16 protein-coding genes are annotated in these 15,942 nt (G+C 32.7%); 8 read left to right on the forward strand and 8 right to left on the reverse strand.

What is annotated here, in order from left to right; genetic code table 11:
• Nucleotides 1-166: 166 nt before the first annotated feature.
• The 4 genes from AC4FRF_RS02500 to purN form a co-directional block, all read right to left on the reverse strand.
• On the reverse strand, nt 167-2,065 hold the full coding sequence (locus AC4FRF_RS02500; RefSeq protein WP_491157869.1) for an amidophosphoribosyltransferase: 1,899 nt from the start codon (nt 2,063-2,065) through the stop codon (nt 167-169).
• A gap of 186 nt (nt 2,066-2,251) precedes the next feature.
• Nucleotides 2,252-3,175 carry a PfkB family carbohydrate kinase gene (locus AC4FRF_RS02505; RefSeq protein ID WP_491157870.1) on the reverse strand — a complete coding sequence of 308 codons (924 nt, stop codon included), beginning with the start codon at nt 3,173-3,175 and terminating at the stop codon, nt 2,252-2,254.
• 75 nt (nt 3,176-3,250) lie between these two features.
• Entirely contained in the window at nt 3,251-3,730 is a 480-nt protein-coding gene (gene rnhA / locus AC4FRF_RS02510; RefSeq protein WP_491157871.1) for a ribonuclease HI, read from the reverse strand.
• A 2-nt stretch (nt 3,731-3,732) separates the two neighbouring features.
• Nucleotides 3,733-4,302: a phosphoribosylglycinamide formyltransferase gene (purN, locus tag AC4FRF_RS02515; RefSeq protein ID WP_491157872.1), complete on the reverse strand. Its 570-nt coding sequence runs from the start codon at nt 4,300-4,302 to the stop codon at nt 3,733-3,735.
• 175 nt (nt 4,303-4,477) lie between these two features.
• On the opposite strand from purN, the gene AC4FRF_RS02520 reads away from it, so the two are divergent.
• The 6 genes from AC4FRF_RS02520 (at nt 4,478) to AC4FRF_RS02545 (ending at nt 9,899) form a co-directional block, all read left to right on the forward strand.
• The gene (locus tag AC4FRF_RS02520; protein WP_007137004.1) at nt 4,478-4,714 is read left to right on the forward strand and encodes an acyl carrier protein; all 237 of its coding nucleotides are present in this window, start codon (nt 4,478-4,480) and stop codon (nt 4,712-4,714) included.
• A 175-nt stretch (nt 4,715-4,889) separates the two neighbouring features.
• Nucleotides 4,890-6,143, forward strand: coding sequence for a beta-ketoacyl-ACP synthase II (fabF, locus tag AC4FRF_RS02525; RefSeq protein WP_491157875.1), 1,254 nt, complete (start codon nt 4,890-4,892; stop codon nt 6,141-6,143).
• Nucleotides 6,144-6,152: 9 nt separating this feature from the next.
• Entirely contained in the window at nt 6,153-6,893 is a 741-nt protein-coding gene (locus AC4FRF_RS02530; protein WP_491157876.1) for a ribonuclease III family protein, read from the forward strand.
• 114 nt (nt 6,894-7,007) lie between these two features.
• The gene (locus AC4FRF_RS02535) at nt 7,008-7,496 is read left to right on the forward strand and encodes an IPExxxVDY family protein (RefSeq protein ID WP_491157877.1); all 489 of its coding nucleotides are present in this window, start codon (nt 7,008-7,010) and stop codon (nt 7,494-7,496) included.
• 8 nt (nt 7,497-7,504) lie between these two features.
• The gene (gene pyk / locus AC4FRF_RS02540) at nt 7,505-8,938 is read left to right on the forward strand and encodes a pyruvate kinase (RefSeq protein WP_491158292.1); all 1,434 of its coding nucleotides are present in this window, start codon (nt 7,505-7,507) and stop codon (nt 8,936-8,938) included.
• Between the two features lie 193 nt (nt 8,939-9,131).
• Nucleotides 9,132-9,899 carry a Bax inhibitor-1/YccA family protein gene (locus AC4FRF_RS02545; protein WP_491157878.1) on the forward strand — a complete coding sequence of 256 codons (768 nt, stop codon included), beginning with the start codon at nt 9,132-9,134 and terminating at the stop codon, nt 9,897-9,899.
• Between the two features lie 46 nt (nt 9,900-9,945).
• On the opposite strand, the gene dinB is transcribed toward AC4FRF_RS02545, so the two are convergent.
• Entirely contained in the window at nt 9,946-11,031 is a 1,086-nt protein-coding gene (gene dinB, locus AC4FRF_RS02550) for a DNA polymerase IV (RefSeq protein ID WP_491157879.1), read from the reverse strand.
• Between the two features lie 104 nt (nt 11,032-11,135).
• On the opposite strand from dinB, the gene AC4FRF_RS02555 reads away from it, so the two are divergent.
• Nucleotides 11,136-12,536: a tetratricopeptide repeat protein gene (locus tag AC4FRF_RS02555; RefSeq protein WP_491157880.1), complete on the forward strand. Its 1,401-nt coding sequence runs from the start codon at nt 11,136-11,138 to the stop codon at nt 12,534-12,536.
• 32 nt (nt 12,537-12,568) lie between these two features.
• On the forward strand, nt 12,569-13,036 hold the full coding sequence (locus AC4FRF_RS02560; protein WP_491157881.1) for a CYTH domain-containing protein: 468 nt from the start codon (nt 12,569-12,571) through the stop codon (nt 13,034-13,036).
• Nucleotide 13,037: 1 nt separating this feature from the next.
• Here the strand turns inward: AC4FRF_RS02560 and AC4FRF_RS02565 are convergent, their stop codons facing one another.
• The 3 genes from AC4FRF_RS02565 to pgi form a co-directional block, all read right to left on the reverse strand.
• Nucleotides 13,038-13,553 (reverse strand): septal ring lytic transglycosylase RlpA family protein, encoded by a 516-nt coding sequence (locus tag AC4FRF_RS02565; RefSeq protein WP_491157882.1) that lies wholly within the window; start codon nt 13,551-13,553, stop codon nt 13,038-13,040.
• Between the two features lie 84 nt (nt 13,554-13,637).
• A complete protein-coding gene (locus AC4FRF_RS02570) occupies nt 13,638-14,060 on the reverse strand; it encodes a hypothetical protein (RefSeq protein ID WP_491157883.1) in 423 nt (140 codons plus the stop codon).
• A gap of 151 nt (nt 14,061-14,211) precedes the next feature.
• On the reverse strand, nt 14,212-15,855 hold the full coding sequence (gene pgi / locus AC4FRF_RS02575; protein WP_491157884.1) for a glucose-6-phosphate isomerase: 1,644 nt from the start codon (nt 15,853-15,855) through the stop codon (nt 14,212-14,214).
• Between the last annotated feature and the right edge of the window lie 87 nt (nt 15,856-15,942).

Raw genomic sequence — 15,942 nt, forward strand, 5'->3', positions numbered from 1 at the left:
TTATTCCAATAAAAAAGGTGGAATTACTTCCACCTTTTTTGCCCCAAATCTACCATAAACTTAACCTACTAATATTATGGTCTTACAAATTTATGCTAGTTATATGTTGTGTACAAATATTCAAGACAAACAACCTAAAAAACCGATAAATAACTCAAATTATCGATTAATATGCTCTTGCATCTTTACCTTCGTAAAAATTCATAAAAGCTCTATTTACCACTCTATTTCCTCCAGGAGTAGGATAATCACCCGTAAAGTACCAATCGCCCAAGTTTTTAGGACAAGCTATATGTAAATCTTCTACCGTTTGGAAAATAATCTTAACTTCAGCATTAATTTCAGGCGAACTTAACATTTCGGCAATTTTATCTGAAATTTCTTGAGGTTGAAACGGCTCATAGATTGCTGTCACATAATTCACAACATCAGTATCTTTAAAATCTTCTTGCGCCTTACATTTAGCATATACCTCATCAACGATATGATACATGTTTCTTTCTTTTAAAAGCTCCAGTGCTGCTCTAAAAGCCACTAAACCTTCTAACTTAGCCATATCAATTCCGTAACAGTCAGGGAAACGAATTTGAGGAGCCGAAGAAACAATCACAATACGTTTAGGATTCAAACGATCCATCATTTTAATAATACTCTTTTTAAGAGTCGTACCTCTCACAATACTATCATCAATAATTACCAAGTTATCCGTAGGCTTGATTACTCCGTAAGTTACATCATAAACATGAGCTACCAAATCATCACGACTATCATCAGCAGTAATAAAGGTTCTTAGCTTAGCATCTTTAATAGCAACCTTTTCAGTTCTAATCTTAACTGCTAATAACTCTTGTAAGGTTTCAGCCGTAAGCGTATTTCTATTAGCTAAAATGTAATTATTCTTTCTTTGATTTAAGAAATCCTGAGCTGCTTCAACTAATCCGTAAAAAGAAGTTTCAGCAGTATTAGGAATATAAGAGAACACTGTATTATCAGTATCTTGATCAATAGAATTCAAAACTGCTGGTAAAATTAATTTCCCTAAATTTTTTCTTTCTTGATAAATTTCAGCATCACTACCTCTAGAGAAATAAATACGCTCAAATGAACATGATTTTTTAACCGTAGGAGTTAAAATTTCTTTCATAGAAACAGCACCATTCTTCTTAATAATCAAAGCACTTCCTGGATCTATTTCTTGCACTTTATCAAATGGCACATTGAAAACCGTTTGAATAACTGGTCTTTCAGAGGCAACTACTACAATTTCGTCATCTTGATAATAATATGCTGGACGAATTCCCGCTGGATCTCTAAATACAAATGCATCTCCATGACCTAAAAGTCCTGCCATTGCATAACCTCCATCTAAGTTTTTAGCCGAACGCGCTAAAATTTTAGCAACATCTAATCTTTCAGCAATTACTGGCGAAGCTTCTTGCTTAGAATAACCTTCTGCCTTGCAATCTTGATACAATTGCATCACTTCTTTATCCAAGAAATGACCTATCTTTTCCATTACTGTAACCGTATCGGCCATTTCTTTTGGATGCTGACCCAACTCCACCAAATTTTGAAAAAGTTCTTTAACATTCGTCATATTAAAGTTTCCTGCCAAAATAAGATTACGATGCATCCAGTTACTTTGTCTTAAAAAAGGATGTACACTTTCTATACTATTTTTTCCAAAAGTACCGTAACGCACGTGTCCCAAAAACAATTCTCCTATATAAGGAATATTTGCTTTTTGAGCCGCAACATCATCAGCATATTCCGGATGAGCTGTCAACTCTTCATTGATACGCTCATTAATTTGAGCAAACACATCTTGAATAGGTTGAGACTGATTCGAACGAACTCTACTAATATATCTTTCCCCTGGTTCTACATCCATTTTTATACTAGCAAAACCGGCACCATCTTGTCCGCGATTATGCTGTTTCTCCATCATTAGATACATTTTTTGTATCCCGTAAAAAGCAGAACCATACTTTTCCTTGTAAAATTCAAGCGGTTTAAGTAGTCTAACTAAAGCTATTCCACATTCATGTTTTAAAGCGTCGCTCATTGTAGTTGTGTTTGTTGTTTTGTTTTTAATCTATGTTATCAAACCTTATTTTGTAAAGTTTGATATTTCTTATTTGAAATTACAAAATTCCACTTTTTTTGTCCGAATAACCGTTAATCTAGATTAAGAAATCTCCATTTAGAGTATACATGGAACAAAAAAACCCCGTTTCCGAGGTTTGAAATATTATAATTCTATATCAAATTGTGTCAACGACTTAAATTGTTTTAATCGGGACACAACTTCTTCTTTTTCCAGGTCGACCATTCGTTCTGTTCCAAATTTCTCCACACAAAAGGAAGCCAAATTAGAACCATAAATAATCGCATTTTTCATGTTTTCGAAAGAAATATTCTCGCTCTGCGTAATAAATCCTGCAAAACCTCCTGCAAAAGTATCACCAGCTCCTGTAGGATCAAAAACTTCTTCTAATGGTAATGCCGGCGCAAAGAACACATTGTTTTCATGAAACAATAACGCTCCATGTTCTCCTTTTTTAATTACTACAAATTCAGGCCCCATAGCTTGAATTTTAGCAGCTGCTTTTACCAAAGAATATTCTCCAGAAAGCTGTCTCGCTTCTTCATCATTAACAGTAATAACATCAACACGTTTAATTACCTCCATCAATTCTGGCAAAGCACAATCCATCCAAAAGTTCATCGTATCTAAAACTACTAACTTTGGCTTGCTTTCTAGTTGATCTAAAACGCCGCTCTGTACTAATGGATGCAAGTTTCCAAGCATTACGACATCAGCATTTTTAAAATTTTCAGGAACTTTTGGCTCAAAATCAGCCAAAACATTTAATTGCGTATCCAGAGTATCTCTCGAATTCAAGTCGTTGTGGTAACGTCCACTCCAGAAGAAAGTTTTCCCTCCTTTTACAACTTCAAGTCCAGAAATATCAATATTTCTTTCCGTTAATAAATCTAAATATTCTTGTGGAAAATCGTCACCTACAACAGAGACAATGGCAGATTGTAATTTAAAAAAAGCTGCTGAAAGCCCAATATAAGTTCCGGCTCCTCCTAAAATTTTATCAGTTTTTCCAAATGGGGTTTCAATTGCGTCGAAAGCGACTGTTCCAACAATCAATAATTTATTCATTTTATGAATTTCGAATTAAAGTGCAAAGATAGTTTATAAGTTACAATCTTGCAAAAGTTAAAAGCGGCAAAATCATCACAAAATCTTCCCCTCTTCTTTTTCATAAAAAGCATCTATTGACAGGGATTCTTGATTTGAGGCAAATACAGCTAATTCATCGCAACGTTCGTTTTGAGGGTGATTATTATGTCCTTTAATCCACTTGAAATCTACAAGATGTTTACGATAAACAAGTAAAAATCGTTTCCACAAATCAGCATTTTTTCTCCCAGCAAAAGCTTTTTTTTCCCAACCTAAAACCCATTTTTTAACTACTGAATCTACTACATATTTAGAATCAGAAACTACCAAGACTTTCATATTGGGATTTTTTAATTTCTCTAACCCAACAATTACCGCCAATAATTCCATTCTGTTATTCGTAGTATATCGAAAACCTTCGTAAAACTCTTTTTTATGCGGAGTCCCAACTAGTTCCATTACTACTCCATAACCTCCAGGACCCGGATTTCCTTTTGCGGCTCCATCAGTATATATATGTACTTGATATTCCAAACTTACAATTTAGCCTTTAACAAATCTTCAATAACTAAAGGAAAATATTTCTGTTCCAGTTCATGAATTTTTTCAGCAACCACCTCTGGTGTATCTGTTCCTAAAACAGTTACCTGTTTTTGAAAAATAGTTGCACCTTCATCATAATTCTCATTTACATAATGAATAGTAATACCCGTTTCTTTTTCTTTGTTTTCAACAACAGCTCTATGCACATGCATACCATACATTCCTTTTCCACCATATTTTGGCAACAGTGCAGGATGTATATTAATTATCTTATTAGGATAATCTGCAATAATAGCATCAGGAAATTTCAATAAAAACCCAGCCAAAACAATTAAATCTGGTTGAATTGAATTTATTTTTTGTACTAATCCGCTTTCATTTAATTCTGTTTTTGTAAAAATCTCAACAGGAACAGCATTATTTTTTGCTCGATCAATCACCTTTGCATTAGCATTATTTGTAAAAACACTTACAACCTCTCCAATTGTTCCTCCTTTAAAATATTTTATAATATTTTCAGCATTAGTCCCAGATCCAGAAGCAAAAACAACTATTTTTTTCATATTTCATCACGTTTAAGTCTCACAAAAAAAAGAATAAAAAATGAAATTAAATAGCTTTGAGAACTCTTTGTTCAAAATTATTTTATATTTTAGATGTCACATTTATCAACTTAATGGTTATTTTAAAATAAAGTTTTTTATTTTTGCCACCAATTAAATTCTAAAATTAAAGATTATGTCAGACATTGCATCAAGAGTAAAAGCGATTATCGTAGACAAATTAGGCGTTGACGAAAACGAAGTTGTAACAGAAGCAAGCTTCACTAATGATTTAGGAGCTGACTCATTAGACACTGTTGAGCTTATTATGGAATTCGAAAAAGAATTTGACATTCAAATTCCAGACGATCAAGCTGAAAACATTGCTACTGTTGGTCAAGCTATCTCTTATATCGAAGAAGCTAAAAAATAATACACTTACACCCGATAACAGAATCTGTTTATCGGGTGTTATTATTTTAAAAAAACAAAAAGAACGATTGATTTTCAATCAATTACACATAATGCAACACCCATGGCTCTTAGGTACTAAAACACAAAAGAAAGCGTGGGTTTTGTTTGTTTAAAGATAACAAAATACAGAATATATGGTATTAAGACGAGTTGTTGTAACAGGTTTAGGTGCCCTTACTCCTATTGGAAACAATATTGAAGAGTATTGGAATGGTCTAATTAACGGAGTTAGTGGAGCTGCACCAATAACTTATTTTGATGCTTCAAAATTTAGAACACAATTTGCTTGCGAACTTAAAAACTTCAATGTTGAAGAATTTATAGACCGAAAAGAAGCTAGAAAAATGGACCGTTATGCGCAATATGCTGTAGTTTCTACTGATGAAGCTATAAAAGATGCGAATTTTGATTTTGAAAAACTAGACAAAGATCGCGCAGGTGTCATTTGGGGTTCTGGAATTGGAGGTTTAGAAACTTTCCAAATTGAAGTCCTTAATTATGCTGCTGGTGACGGAACACCTCGATTCAACCCATTTTTTATTCCTAAAATGATTGCTGATATCGCTGGTGGCCATATATCAATAAAATACGGTTTTAGAGGACCCAATTTCACAACTGTATCTGCTTGCGCTTCTTCTACAAATGCATTAATTGATGCATTTAACTATATTAGATTAGGCCACGCTGATGTTATGGTAACTGGAGGATCAGAAGCTGCAGTAACTATAGCAGGTATGGGAGGATTTAATGCAATGCATGCCTTATCCACAAGAAATGATGATCCAAAAACAGCTTCCAGACCAATGGACAAAGACAGAGACGGATTTGTACTTGGAGAAGGAGCTGGAGCTTTAATCCTTGAAGAATATGAACATGCGGTAGCACGTGGCGCTAAAATTTATTGTGAAATTGGTGGTGGCGGAATGTCAGCCGATGCGCATCACATTACAGCACCACACCCAGAAGGATTAGGCGCTAGAAATGTAATGTTAAACTGCTTGAGAGATGCCGGCTTAAAACCAACTGATGTTGACGGAGTAAACATGCATGGAACTTCAACTCCACTTGGAGACATGGCCGAAAGTAAAGCAATTGAACAAGTATTTGGAGAACACGCATATACCATGAACTTGAACTCAACAAAATCAATGACAGGACATTTGCTTGGAGCCGCTGGAGCAATTGAAACTATTTCAGCCATCCTTTCCATTAAACACGGGATCGTTCCTCCAACAATTAATCATTTTACCGATGATGAAAAAATTGACCCTAAGTTAAACTTCACTTTCAACGTTGCTCAAAAAAGAGAAATGAACGTTGTTATGAGTAATACTTTCGGTTTTGGTGGCCACAATGCTTGTGTATTAGTGAAAAAATTAGGATTCTAATTGAATACTATGAGTATATTCAAAAAAATATTTACAAAATCCCGTTCTCAAGAAGACGGGATTTTTTTTGATGCTATCCAAAAAATTATCGGCTTTGCTCCAGGAAACCTTACTCATTATCAAAAAGCATTTACTCATCGTTCTTCTGGAAAATTGGATTCTACAGGCAATCCAATAAGTTATGAACGTTTGGAATTTTTGGGTGATGCGATGTTGAGTTCTGTTATTGCCGCTCATTTATTTAACGAAGCGCCACATGGAGATGAAGGCTATCTTACCAAAATGCGTTCAAAAATTGTAAGTAGAGAACATTTGAACGAACTAGGTAAAGACTTAGACTTAATTCGCTTTGTTGAAAGCAAAGTTCCTGTTCAACATTTTGGAGAAAACATTCATGGAAATATTTTTGAATCCCTTATTGGAGCCATCTACTTAGATAAAGGATATCTTTTTTGTGAAAAATTCATTCAGAAAAAGGTAATCATTCCTTATGTTGATATTTCAAGACTTGAAGGCAAGGTTATCAGTTACAAAAGTTTAATTATTGAATGGTGCCAGAAAGAGAAAAGACAGTTTCATTATGATATTTTTGAAGACAATGCCATCGATGGACAACGTCTATTTGGCGTTAAATTAAGCATTGATGAAAAAGTCATTGCAAAAGCACGAGCAACTTCAAAAAAGAAAGCGGAAGAAAAAGCTTCACAACGTGCTTATTTTGCATTTCAGGAAAAAATGAACAAAAAATAATACTAAATTCCTCAAAGCTACAACGTTTTCGTTTTAAATTTAACGAAATCATTATATTTTCAACACTTAAACTTCGACAGAAATAGTATATTTACATCTTTATTTTTAATGAAGATGGCTATTCATAAATTAAGTCTTGACGAATTTGATGAAATTGATTACAATCTTATCGCCATTCATACTTCTTTAGAAGATTATCGGTTGGCCTATTGTATCAATCAAAAACTTCCTATAAATCTTGCAAAGAGCGCAGATGAAGTTCATATAAACATCAAAGAAGGTGAAACAAAATTTTCGAGATTCTATTTTTATGATGAAGAAAACACAGTTGCCTGGAACTTAGTTCAAAACAAAAACGAGGTTGTTCCTGAAAAAAACGACCAAGTTCAAGACTTATTTTCGGATTCAAGCGAAGGGATTTCTACCAAAGTGTATTTATTACCCGAATGTAAAAAAGCCGATTATTTTTTAAAAATAGACAATAGCGACGATAGCATTGATGTTATTAAAATAAAAACAATATTAAATACTATAGACAACATAACAACAGTTTATACTGTTGAAACAAAACAAATAAAATCTAAAAACAATCTAATTTTTTAATGCAAATGATTACAACAAACAAGAAAACTAAAATTGTGGCTACCCTTGGGCCGGCTTGCGGCACAAGAGAAATCATAAAGGATATGATTGAATCTGGAGTTAACGTATTCAGAATCAATTTTTCACATGCTGATTACACTGACGTAGAAAACAGAATCAAAATCATCAGAAGCCTTAATGAGGAATTCGGGTACACTACAGCTATTCTTGCAGATTTACAAGGCCCTAAACTTCGCGTTGGAGTAATGACCGAAGGTGTAGTTGTTAATGACGGTGATTTAATCACTTTTACAACAGCCGAAGACATTCTTGGAACTGCTGAAAGAGTTTTCATGAAATACCAAAACTTTCCTAATGATGTAAATCCAGGAGAAAGAATCTTATTAGATGATGGAAAATTAATTTTCGAAATTGTATCTACAGATAAAAAAACAGAAGTCGTTGCCAAAGTAATTCAAGGTGGTGAATTGAAATCCAAAAAAGGAGTTAATCTTCCTAATACAAAAATCTCTCTTCCAGCTTTGACTGAAAAAGATATTGCCGATGCTATTTTTGCCATTGGACAAAAAGTAGATTGGATTGCTCTTTCTTTTGTAAAAACACCTCAAGATTTAAAAGATCTTCAAGACTTAATTGCTGAACACGCCGAATACAAAATTCCAATTGTTGCTAAAATCGAAATGCCAGAAGCATTAGAAAACATGGATAAAATTGTAGCTTATTGTGATGCATTAATGGTAGCTCGTGGAGACCTAGGAGTTGAACTTCCTGCTCATGAAGTACCTTTAGTACAAAAAGACTTAATCCGTAGAGCTAAAATGGCTCGTATTCCAGTTATTGTTGCTACACAAATGATGGAAACAATGATTACTAGTTTAACTCCAACACGTGCTGAAGTAAATGACGTAGCAAACTCTGTTATGGATGGTGCTGATGCTGTAATGCTTTCAGGTGAAACAGCTGCTGGAAACTATCCGGTACAAGTAATCCAAAAAATGACTCAAATCCTTGAAGCAGTAGAAAATTCTCCACTAATTCAAGTACCACAAAACACACCACAAATCAAAACAAACCGTTTTATTACTAAAACTATTTGTCGTCATGCAGCGGTTATGGCTAATTCTATTGAAGCTAAAGCTATTTCTACTATGACAAACAGTGGGTATACTGCATTCCAATTATCTGCATGGAGACCAAATACTGCTGAAATTTTAGTATTTACTTCAAACAAAAGAATCCTTACTCAATTGAGTTTATTATGGGGAGTTCGTTCTTATTTCTACGATAAAGAAGAAAGTACTGATACAACTGTAACAGATATCAACAAAATTGCAAAAGAAAAAGGACATGTTCAAGCAGGCGATTACATCATCAACTTAGCTTCTATGCCTATTACCGAAAAAGGAATGGTAAACACTATGAGAGTTTCGGAAATTATCTAATAAAAGATAAACCTGAATATAAAGAATCCGTCTTGTTGAAAAATAAGACGGATTTTTATATTTTAGCCAATCTGTATTTTTAAATAAGCAATACACTACATATTCTAAAAATAATAGAGAAAAAATTAAGAAGAATTAAACAGCTAAATAATAAAATATCATTTATATTTGGCTAACATAAAATGTATTTAATATGAATTTTAGATCAAAAAATCCGTTTTTGAACAATAAAAGTTTCTCTGCTACTTCAAGAGCAGAACGAGTTCATGAAGCAACTGTTATTGGCTACGACCAAGAAATGACACTTTCAGGAACTATCAACAAAACCCTCTTATTATTCTTACTGCTTACTGCATCAGCAATGGTAATTTGGTGGTTGACTTTTAATGGAATGAACCCAATACTACCTGCTATTGGCGGAGCTATTATGGGATTAATATTAGTTGTCATTTCTGCATTCAAACCACAATACTCTGGTTATTTAGCACCTGGATACGCCTTATTTGAAGGTTTGTTTATCGGTGGCGTTTCGGCTATTTTTGAAGTTCAATACCCTGGAATTGTAATGGAAGCTGTAGGAGCTACTTTTGTAACCTTTGCTGTTTGTCTAGGACTATATAAATACCAAATTGTAAAAGTAACAGAACAATTTAAATCAGTAGTCGTTGCAGCAACTTTAGCAATTGCAACATACTATCTTATTTCTTGGTTATTTTCGTTATTTACAAGCTATCAACCGGTTCATTATGGAAACTCAATGGTAAGCATTGGCATTAGCGTTTTTGTAATTGTAATTGCGGCCTTAAATCTATTCCTAGATTTTGATCGTATCGAACAAGGCGTTCAACAAAGAATGCCAAAATACATGGAATGGTTTGGTGCAATGGGATTAATGATAACTCTTGTTTGGTTGTATATCGAGTTCTTGAGATTACTTTCAAAGCTTTCAAGTAGAAAATAATTTAAAAAAACACAAACCCTTCTCACAAAGAAGGGTTTTTTAGTACTTAAAAAGCAAATTTCAACTGTACTGCAACAACTGATTTTTTTACTTCGGTATTTAAATTACTCATTGCAATTCCGAGTAATCTAACAGAATCTTTCATTCGTTCTTGAAACAATAATTCTTTTACGGTTTCCAGTATCAATCCTTTATCTGCTATAAAATACGGCAAGGTTTTACTTCGAGTTTGCTGTGTAAAATCACTATATTTTATCTTTAAAGTCACTGTTTTCCCAGAGACATTATGTTTTTTAAGCCTTCTTTCTAAACTATTTGCTATCAATTCTAATTGTTCCAGCATAAAAATTTCTGAGGAAAGATTAACCTCAAAAGTATGTTCTGCAGCAACTGATTTTGCAATGCGACTTGATTTAACTTCACTATTATGAATACCGCGCACCACATGATAGTAAAAAAGACCTGCTTTTCCGAAATGCAATTCCAGAAATTCCAAAGATTTACTTTTTAACTCTAATCCCGTAAAAATACCCAATTGGTACATTTTCTCGGTAGTCACTTTTCCAACTCCGTAAAATTTTCGAATAGGTAAATTTTCCAGAAACGGAATCACTTCGTCGGGAGTAACCGTTTTTTGTCCGTTTGGTTTATTATAATCACTAGCAATTTTAGCAACAAATTTATTAATAGAAATACCCGCCGAAGCTGTTAAACCTACTTCATTAAATATTCTATTACGGATTTCTTGCGCTAACAAACTAGCACTGGGATTTCCTTTTTTATTTTGCGTTACATCAAGATAAGCTTCATCCAATGACAACGGCTCAATCAAATCGGTATAATCGCGAAAAATTTTATGAATTTGATTCGAAATTTCTTTATAACGCTCAAAACGGGGTTTTACAAAAATAAGTTCTGGACAATTTTTCTTAGCTAATACCCCACTAATTGCCGAACGAACTCCAAATTCCCTAGCTTCATAACTCGCTGCAGCAACAACTCCCCTATTTTCTGAACCGCCTACAGCAATAGGTTTTCCACGAAGTTCAGGATTGTCCATTTGCTCCACAGAAGCAAAAAAAGCATCCATATCGATGTGTATGATTTTTCTATTTGGATTCATTTCGGACATGCAACAAAATTATACAAATTAACGCATCATAATTCATGTAAATATCTTACATTTATAAATCTTTTTTTAGCATCGTAAAATCATTTCGTCATAAAAACATAGTTATGAATATAAAAATACTTTCTAGTCTTTTACTTTTCTCAATTTTAGGATGGAGTCAAAACAGCAATACAAACTATAATCTTACTAAATTTTTTTATAGAGACAATATTCCTTCAATTGAAATATGGAAAGGAGCTGATAAAAAATTAGACAGTCTTAAAACCTACTATCGCAATGGTAACATACAAGAAATATTTTATTATGACGAAAAAGGATTCAAAAATTCCAATTGCTATCAATATAATGAAATGGGTGAAAAATTAGTTACTTGGAACTTTTCACATGGACGGCTAATTAGTAGAACCGACCACAAATTACCTTTTAACAAAGTTAGCGAAACAATCGTAAAAACAACTCTTGAAAAATTAAACGAATTAAACACTAAAACTAATTATAATGCAACCACTATTAGTGATCTTTATAAAAGAGCCAACTACAGGTATCGTCTTGGCAATATAACTTTAGCCATTGAAGATTTTAGAAGAGTTGAAAAAGCAATAGATAACATAGCTAAAAAAACAACTACAGTTGATACCCTTGCAGATAAAAAAGCAAAATTCAAAAGCCTACTTTATGATTTACTTGCTAATAGTTATAGCAATTTTGAAATGGAGAATTTTGCCTTGAACTACTTCTATAAAGCTATGACTGCAGCTCCTAACGACTATCGAATTCTATATAATTTTGCTAATTATTTACAAAACAGAAAATCAAATGATTTAGCACTTTATTATATGAAGAAAATCCTAGCAGAAAGAAAAGATCACCCTCACGCCAGATGGGGGATTGCTAAGTTGTACTCAGACATGGGAGATTATGAAAAAGCTATGTACAATATTAATTTAGCTTTTGAAAAAGAGGATGTTATCATAAAAGGTTCTTTAGGTTATTACGGAAGAGATTTAAGAACCACCAGAGGATTATTATATCATAAACTAGGTGAATCCGAAAAAGGAATCTCAGATTTAAAAGAAGCCTTAGAAAGAAATAAAAACAATTCATACGCTATCAAAAACCTAGGAATTATTTATCTAGACCAAAAAAAATATGATGCTGCTTGCGAATTATTTGAAAAAGCCAAAGAACTTAAATACAATTTGACATTTGATGAAAATGATTTAGATGCTCTAATAGAAAGTGCCTGCAATAATATTCCACAGCCTGAAATGATAAAAACTAGAAAAGCATACGTGTTTCCAAATCCAGCTAAAACAACAATATCCATTAAAAATTACGAATATCAAAAATTTGATTATGCTTTTTATGACTTCGAATCTAATCCTATCTTAAACGGAAATAGTAATGATGGCACCATCGATGTTTCTATATTAAACTCTGGTTTTTATATTCTAAAAATTTTCAATACCGATTCACCTCAAACATTTAAAATTATAAAGGAATAACATATCTTTAGACCCATAATTTTACATTCAAAATGTTAGAAATAGAAAGAAAATTTTTAGTTACATCTGACGCTTACAAAGCTATAGCTTTGTCTAAAAAACGCATTATTCAAGGTTATTTAAGTTCTGTTCCAGAGCGTACTGTTCGTGTTCGAATAAAAGAAGACAAAGCCTATTTAACCATCAAAGGAAGCTCAAATGCATCAGGCATGACACGTTTTGAATGGGAAAAAGAAATAGCCGTAGAAGAAGCAAAAAATCTATTGTTACTTTGCGAAAAAGGAGTAATTGACAAAACCCGTTTTGAAGTAAAAATAGGCAATCACATTTATGAGGTAGACGAATTTTATGGAGAAAACGAAGGTTTAGAAATGGCCGAAATTGAACTTCAATCAGAAACAGAATCGTTTGAAAAACCCAACTGGCTTGGCGAAGAAGTAACAAACGACAAACGCTATTACAATTCGTATTTAAGCAAAAATCCTTTTAAAAACTGGTAATTTAAGGAATAACTTCCTCTATAGTTACAATCATCGAACCAGATCCTTTATTGGAGGCAATTTCCATAAAAGCCCTTTTAGTCAAATCTATTTCTCTTGATTTTACAAAAGGACCTCTATCTGTAACTTCTACCATTACTGATTTTCCATTAGCTTCATTAGTAATTCTCAACTTTGTCCCAAAAGGGAGTTTTTTATGTGCTGCCGTATAATCTCTATTATTAAATTTTACCCCACTTGTTGTTCTTCTGCCATTAAATTTATCTGCATAATAGGAAGCATGAACACTCTTTTTATAGACCTTTAACTTTCCAATAGCTTCACCAAAAAGAGTATCTGTTACAACGCCTTTTTTATCAACTACAAATGGATATTTTCTTAATATAGAATCTTTAGGTTCGGTACTTTTTTGAGTTGGTAATTTAGTTGCTGTTTTTTGATTATCTGAAATCTTATTTTGAGCATTTGTAAAAACTACAGCAACAAATAAAAAAAGAAGTGTTATTGATTTTTTCATATTAACTTTTTAGTTCGAATCTATTTTAAAACAAAAACTATACCTAGATAAAAAAAGTCCTAATAAGGACTTTTTAAGTTTTTATTAAAACCATAACGACCAAGGTATTCTACTTAGTATAAGTAACAATCCTAATCCGTAAAAAATAGAAAACGTTTTAAATTTTGATTCGCTCGTGGTTAATTTTTTATGTTTTGACCATCCAATAGTAATCAAAGTAATCGCAATAATATTAATCAGTGGATGCTCTAAGGAAGTTAATCGTAACATTTTGTCTGACATTTGTCCTAATGAACCAAACCCAAGAGGTGAAACAAAGTACAAAATCAAACCAATTAACAATTGGGTATGTGTTCCAATTAATCCAAAAATTGCAATTTTTCTGTCTGTGGCTGTAAACTCTTTTTTTGAAGCCATACCTATAAAAGCATTAACTACCGCAACCACTAATAATAAAAGTGCTAAATAAGCCCAACCTGAATGAAACTTTTGAATAAATGTATACATGTTTTTCGATATTTTTTTTAACAAATATAAACAAAAAAGCTATAAAAAAAACCTCAAAATACTAAAAGCAAATGAGGTTTTTAAGGCTTAGAAACCATATTTTTTTTAACAACTACTGAAAATCAGAAGCTTAAACAAAACAAGTCAAATGTTATTTATTTCTTAAAAAATGTCCCAATAATGAAGCCGTAGAACTATCATGATTTTTTACTTCATTCGAATTGATTTCATCTAAGATAGAATTGGCTAATTGTTTTCCAAGTTCTACTCCCCATTGGTCGTAACTAAAAATATTCCAAATAAATCCTTGAACGAATATTTTATGCTCATACAAAGAAATTAACGAACCTAAAGATTTAGGCGTTAATTTTTGAATCAAGAAAGTATTGGTAGGTTTGTTTCCTGCAAATACTTTAAATGGTAAAAGAAATTGAGCCGCTTCGGCAGATAATCCTTGTTTATCAAATTCGGCCTGAACTTTAGTTTCATCTTTCCCGTTCAGCAAAGCTTCTGTTTGTGCAAAAAAATTAGACATCAATTTATCGTGATGATTGTTATCTCCATACAAAGGCTGAACATAACCAATAAAATCAGTTGGAATTAATTTTGTTCCTTGGTGGATTAACTGAAAAAAAGCGTGTTGCGCATTGGTTCCTGGCTCTCCCCAAATAATTGTTCCAGTTTGATAATCGACTTCTTTTCCGTCACGACCAACACTTTTCCCATTACTTTCCATTGTTCCTTGTTGTAAATAAGGAGCTAATTTTTGCAAATATTGTGTATATGGAATTAAGGCTTCGCTCTCAGCTCCAAAGAAATTATTATACCAAACACTCAATAAAGCTAAAACAACAGGTATGTTTTTATCAAAATCAGCCGTTTTAAAATGTTCATCCATTTCGTTAGCTCCATTTAATAATTCCTCAAAATGATCAAAACCTACGGCTAAACTTATAGACAAACCTACTGCACTCCAAAGAGAAAAACGACCCCCAACCCAGTCCCACATTGGGAATACATTATCAGGATTAATTCCAAATTCAGTTACTTTTTGCAAATTAGTAGAAACAGCCACAAAATGCTTTGCTACATCTTCCTGAGCAGCCGATTGCAAGAACCATTTTCTAATGGTTTCTGAATTTGTCAAGGTTTCTTGAGTAGTAAAAGTTTTAGATACAATAACAAAAAGAGTCGTTTCTGGATTTAACTTTTTAATTACTTCATTAACATGATCTCCATCTACATTTGAAACAAAATGAACATTCAAATGATTCTTATAATATTGTAAGGCTTCTACAACCATAGCTGGCCCTAAATCAGAACCACCAATACCTATATTAACCACATCTGTAAAAGCTTTCCCTGTATAACCGGTTCTTTTGCCAGAAGTAACTTCATTAGTAAAGTTTTTAATCTTAGTTTTTACTTCATAAACTTCAGGAATAACATTTATACCGTTTACATTAATCACAGCCGATTCCTTAGCTCTTAATGCTGTATGAAGCACTGCTCTATTTTCTGTTTGGTTGATTATTCCTCCTCCAAAATAATCTTCAATTCCATCCTTAAGCCCCATTTCATTTGCCAATTCAAGCAATAACGCTATCGTTTCTTGATTGACAATATTTTTAGAATAGTCAATTAAAAAATCATTCCAAAGAATACTAAATTTCTCTGCTCTGGAATTATCTTGTTTAAACATTTCTTGCATGGAAACATTTTTCAATTCTCCAAAATGTTTTTCCAACTTCTTCCAAGAAGCAGTTTGTGTTGGGTTTAGAGTACTTAAAGCCATTTATGTTTTTGTTTTTTAGTTTTTAGATTTGGTCGTAAAAATACTGAAATTAGTTGAAATTCTCGAATGGAATACAAGTATAAAGAG

This window comes from Flavobacterium sp. ST-158 (assembly GCF_058309975.1).

Bases quoted from the DNA above. Each gene is read 5' to 3' on its own strand.
- AC4FRF_RS02500 (WP_491157869.1), bottom strand. From the start codon at position 2,065: ATGAGCGACGCTTTAAAACATGAATGTGGAATAGCTTTAGTTAGACTA.
- AC4FRF_RS02565 (WP_491157882.1), bottom strand. From the start codon at position 13,553: ATGAAAAAATCAATAACACTTCTTTTTTTATTTGTTGCTGTAGTTTTT.
- AC4FRF_RS02545 (WP_491157878.1), top strand. From the start codon at position 9,132: ATGAATTTTAGATCAAAAAATCCGTTTTTGAACAATAAAAGTTTCTCT.
- AC4FRF_RS02505 (WP_491157870.1), bottom strand. From the start codon at position 3,175: ATGAATAAATTATTGATTGTTGGAACAGTCGCTTTCGACGCAATTGAA.
- dinB (WP_491157879.1), bottom strand. From the start codon at position 11,031: ATGTCCGAAATGAATCCAAATAGAAAAATCATACACATCGATATGGAT.
- AC4FRF_RS02535 (WP_491157877.1), top strand. From the start codon at position 7,008: ATGGCTATTCATAAATTAAGTCTTGACGAATTTGATGAAATTGATTAC.
- AC4FRF_RS02520 (WP_007137004.1), top strand. From the start codon at position 4,478: ATGTCAGACATTGCATCAAGAGTAAAAGCGATTATCGTAGACAAATTA.
- AC4FRF_RS02555 (WP_491157880.1), top strand. From the start codon at position 11,136: ATGAATATAAAAATACTTTCTAGTCTTTTACTTTTCTCAATTTTAGGA.
- pgi (WP_491157884.1), bottom strand. From the start codon at position 15,855: ATGGCTTTAAGTACTCTAAACCCAACACAAACTGCTTCTTGGAAGAAG.
- fabF (WP_491157875.1), top strand. From the start codon at position 4,890: ATGGTATTAAGACGAGTTGTTGTAACAGGTTTAGGTGCCCTTACTCCT.
- AC4FRF_RS02530 (WP_491157876.1), top strand. From the start codon at position 6,153: ATGAGTATATTCAAAAAAATATTTACAAAATCCCGTTCTCAAGAAGAC.
- AC4FRF_RS02570 (WP_491157883.1), bottom strand. From the start codon at position 14,060: ATGTATACATTTATTCAAAAGTTTCATTCAGGTTGGGCTTATTTAGCA.
- purN (WP_491157872.1), bottom strand. From the start codon at position 4,302: ATGAAAAAAATAGTTGTTTTTGCTTCTGGATCTGGGACTAATGCTGAA.
- AC4FRF_RS02560 (WP_491157881.1), top strand. From the start codon at position 12,569: ATGTTAGAAATAGAAAGAAAATTTTTAGTTACATCTGACGCTTACAAA.